3 protein-coding genes and 2 pseudogenes are annotated in these 3200 nt (G+C 60.4%); 3 read left to right on the top strand and 2 right to left on the bottom strand.

From position 1 onward, the window contains the following. Both ET21_RS0118750 and ET21_RS0118745 read left to right on the top strand, forming a co-directional pair. Nucleotides 1–978, top strand: a pseudogene (locus ET21_RS0118750) (IS21 family transposase); the annotation flags it as partial. Then, complete coding sequence (locus ET21_RS0118745) at nucleotides 975–1280, top strand: ATP-binding protein (RefSeq protein WP_030093095.1); 306 nt, start codon at nucleotides 975–977, stop codon at nucleotides 1278–1280. The pseudogene ET21_RS0118750 and the gene ET21_RS0118745, both read left to right, overlap by 4 nt. On the opposite strand, the gene ET21_RS0118740 is transcribed toward ET21_RS0118745, so the two are convergent. Then, the gene (locus ET21_RS0118740) at nucleotides 1223–1915 is read right to left on the bottom strand and encodes a haloacid dehalogenase type II (protein WP_030540859.1); all 693 of its coding nucleotides are present in this window, start codon (nucleotides 1913–1915) and stop codon (nucleotides 1223–1225) included. The genes ET21_RS0118745 and ET21_RS0118740 overlap by 58 nt on opposite strands. A gap of 118 nt (nucleotides 1916–2033) precedes the next feature. On the opposite strand from ET21_RS0118740, the gene ET21_RS0118735 reads away from it, so the two are divergent. After that, on the top strand, nucleotides 2034–2909 hold the full coding sequence (locus ET21_RS0118735; RefSeq protein WP_162180716.1) for a LysR substrate-binding domain-containing protein: 876 nt from the start codon (nucleotides 2034–2036) through the stop codon (nucleotides 2907–2909). Here the strand turns inward: ET21_RS0118735 and ET21_RS0118730 are convergent. Next, nucleotides 2890–3150 (bottom strand): annotated as a pseudogene (locus ET21_RS0118730) (transposase); the annotation flags it as partial. The gene ET21_RS0118735 and the pseudogene ET21_RS0118730 overlap by 20 nt on opposite strands. Nucleotides 3151–3200: the final 50 nt, after the last annotated feature.

Below are 3200 nucleotides of genomic sequence, written 5' to 3'. Positions count from 1 at the left end.
CATCCATGGTGCCTGGAAGTCGGGAGGCGTCCATCCCATAACATGAAGACCGCCGTGGACAAGGTCGGCGCGGGCAAGAAGCGTGTGATCAACGCGCGCTTTGAAGCCATGACGGGCCACTACCTGTTCGAGCCCGAGTTCTGCAACGTCGCCAGCGGCTGGGAGAAGGGCATCGTGGAGAAGAACGTGCGCGACCGGCGCAGCAGCATCTGGCACAAGGCGCTCAAACAGCGCTGGCCCAGCATGGAAGCGCTCAACGACTGGCTGGCCCAGGAGTGCCGCGCCGCGTGGGCCGAACTCAACCACCCCGAATGGCCCACGCTGAAGGTGGCCGACGTGCTGCAAGACGAACAACTGCGCCTCATGCCCAACCCCAAGCCGTTTGATGGTTACGTGGAGGTGCTCGCCCGGGTCTCCAGCACGGCGCTGGTGCACCTGCAGCGCAACCGCTACAGCGTACCGACCGAGCACGTCCACGAGGTGGTCAGCCTGCGCCTGTACCCGGACCGCCTGGACGTGGTGGCCGAGAACATCCGCATCGCCAGCCACGCGCGCAGCTTCGAGCGCAGCCTGACCTTCTACGACTGGCGCCACTACGTGAGCCTGATCGAACGCAAGCCCGGCGCATTGCGCAACGGCGCGCCCTTCGAGACCCTGCCCGAACCATTGAAGAAGCTGCAGTCCATCCTGCTGCGCCACGAGGGCGGTGACCGGGTGATGGCGCAGGTGCTGGCGGCCGTGCCGGTGCATGGTCTGGAGCCGGTGCTGGTGGCGGCCGAGCTGGCACTGGAGAGCGGCAAGCCCAGTGGCGAGCATGTGCTCAACGTGCTGGCACGTTTGAAGGCTGGTGGCCAGACGGGCGATGCCCAGGAGGTCAAGACGCCCTTGACGCTGACGGTGCAGCCGCTGGCCAATGTGCAGCGTTACGACCGGCTGCGCTCGGTGGATGGCGACGATGCTCCAGGAGCGCAGCCATGAGCCAGGCCATCGTCACAGCGCTCAAGGCCTTGAAGCTGCACGGCATGGCCGCCAACTACCCCGAGGTGGCCGCGCAGGCGCGGCACACCGAGTTCAGTCCCGAGGCGTTCCTGGGTCAGTTGCTGCGCGCCGAACAGGCCGAGCGCACGGTGCGCTCCATGGCGTACCAGATGGGCGCGGCACGCTTCCCCGCGCACCGCGATCTGGCGGGCTTTGAATTCGGCCAGGCCGGTGTGGACGAAGGTCAGACTCGCTGGGCGACAAACTTCACTAAGTCGTCCAACGAGCGTCCCTCTGCGTGAGCCCGCACGCCAAGTTGCTCCATCGGCTGGGCAGTGCGGTTGACCCAAAAGGTCGTGTAGCCAAACCACGTAGCTCCAGCGATATCCCAGCCGTTCGAGGATGCAAAGAGGATTTCTTCGGGCCTGAAGCCAAGCGCGTCAGGGCCTAGCTGGTACGCCTCTGGCGCCGTCTTGAAGCGTTGAACTGAGTCGACGCTCAACAGATGATCAAAGTGTGAGCCGAGGCCAGCGGCGGACACTGCATCGGCGAGCATCTCTGGGTCTCCGTTGGACAGGATTGCGAGGGGAAGTCCCATCGCATTCAGGCGCTTTAGAGCACCGCTGTTCTCGTCGTACGCCTTCAGTCGGCGGTATTGATCAAGTAGCTCTGCTCGTTGCGGAGGGGTCACAGTCAGGTTCAGGCGAAGACAGGCAAATGTGAGTGCGTCTTCGGTCACCTGCCAGAACGAGACGTACTTGTCGCAAAGTGTTCGGAGTCTCGTGTACTCGATTTGTTTGTCGCGCCAGAGCTGCGCGAGGGTTTCGCCTCGCCCGGGGAAAAATCGGTCGGCTGTGGCACCAACCGAGTAAACGTCGAATAGCGTGCCGTAGGCATCGAATGCAACTGCCTTAAGCGGCGGGTGAAAGTTCGCCATCCATGTCTCCTTCCTACCTGTGGGTGAACGCCTTTTGAAGACGCCCCGGAAGGTTGCCATAGCGGCTTTACATGAGTAAAGTTGAATCTTTTAACGAATGCATAAGCGGTTGAAACCTATGGCCAAGCATCTGGAGCTAGACGTGTTGCGCACTTTCGAGGCGGTTGTACGAGAGGGCAGCTTTGCTCGGGCTGCCGAGCGAATGTGTCTGACAGCGCCCGCCATAAGTTTGCAAATGAAGCGGCTTGACGCCGTGCTTGGGGGAGACGTTTTTTACAAGGACGGACGCGGGAAAAGTCTTACGGATAAGGGTCAACGGCTCCTTGAGCATGCGCGCCGCATGCTGCACTTGAATGATCTGGCACTCAGCGAGTTCACTCAGACCAATTTCCGTGGCAGGGTTCGCTTAGGCGTTGCGCAGGACTTTGCCGAAGGCGCACTGATCATGTTGCTACGCGAGATTCAGGATGCTCATAGAGAGGTACAGATCGATCTTGTGGTCGACCTAAACCGGCGCATTCATGCCGCGTTTGAAAGAGGCGAACTGGACGTGGCGATCGCAACGTCTGATCCGCTAGGGGAGCCCTTAGGCGAGAGCCTTTTGGATACAGAGCTCATTTGGATTGCCGCGCGGGATTTCAAGCTGACTCCTGGTGCGCCACTTCCGCTAGTCCTATTTCCGGAGCCCTGCATTGTTCGTGACATCGTGCTGCGTGCGCTTGTAGAACATGGCATCTCGTGGAGACCAGCTTGTGTCAGCACCAGCCTAGAGGGGTTACTCAGTGCGACCAAAGCTGGTCTGGGCATAACAGTTCGTTCACCTCAGCAGCTGACGCGAGACCTCGTGAAGGTATCGCCAGGTTTGGGCCTACCGATGCTTCCCGACGTAAGTGTCGCCATGCGTATCAACGATAACGGGCCGTCTTCACAAGCCTTAACTCGTCACATTGCAGAATTGGTTCGTGCCTATCCGCTTAAGGCATACACCCACTAGATATGGTATGGTGGGTCCATTGGCCTGAGTAGAGTTCGGCAAAGGTCGGCGCCTCGATATCACTGGCGATCCCGAGGAGGGATCGGAAGGCGTTGAACGGGTAGAAGCGGCGATTGAAGCGGAAAGTGAACTCGTTGAGGTAGGCTTGCAGATGCTTGGTGCTGACGCCGTGGTGGATGCCGTTGAGCCACGCTTTGAGGTTTGAGAACACCAGATGGACGATGGGCAGGAACTCTTCGGACGGCTCTGTTGCAAAGATTGGCGGCAGTCAGAGGTAGGCTGTCGCTCTGC

The sequence above is a fragment of the Sphingobium sp. DC-2 genome (assembly GCF_000722555.1).
In the GTDB taxonomy this organism is placed as follows: Bacteria; Pseudomonadota; Alphaproteobacteria; order Sphingomonadales; family Sphingomonadaceae; genus Sphingobium; species Sphingobium quisquiliarum.
The sequence above is the reverse complement of the archived record's forward strand: the minus strand, read 5'-3'. Positions and strand labels throughout refer to the sequence as shown.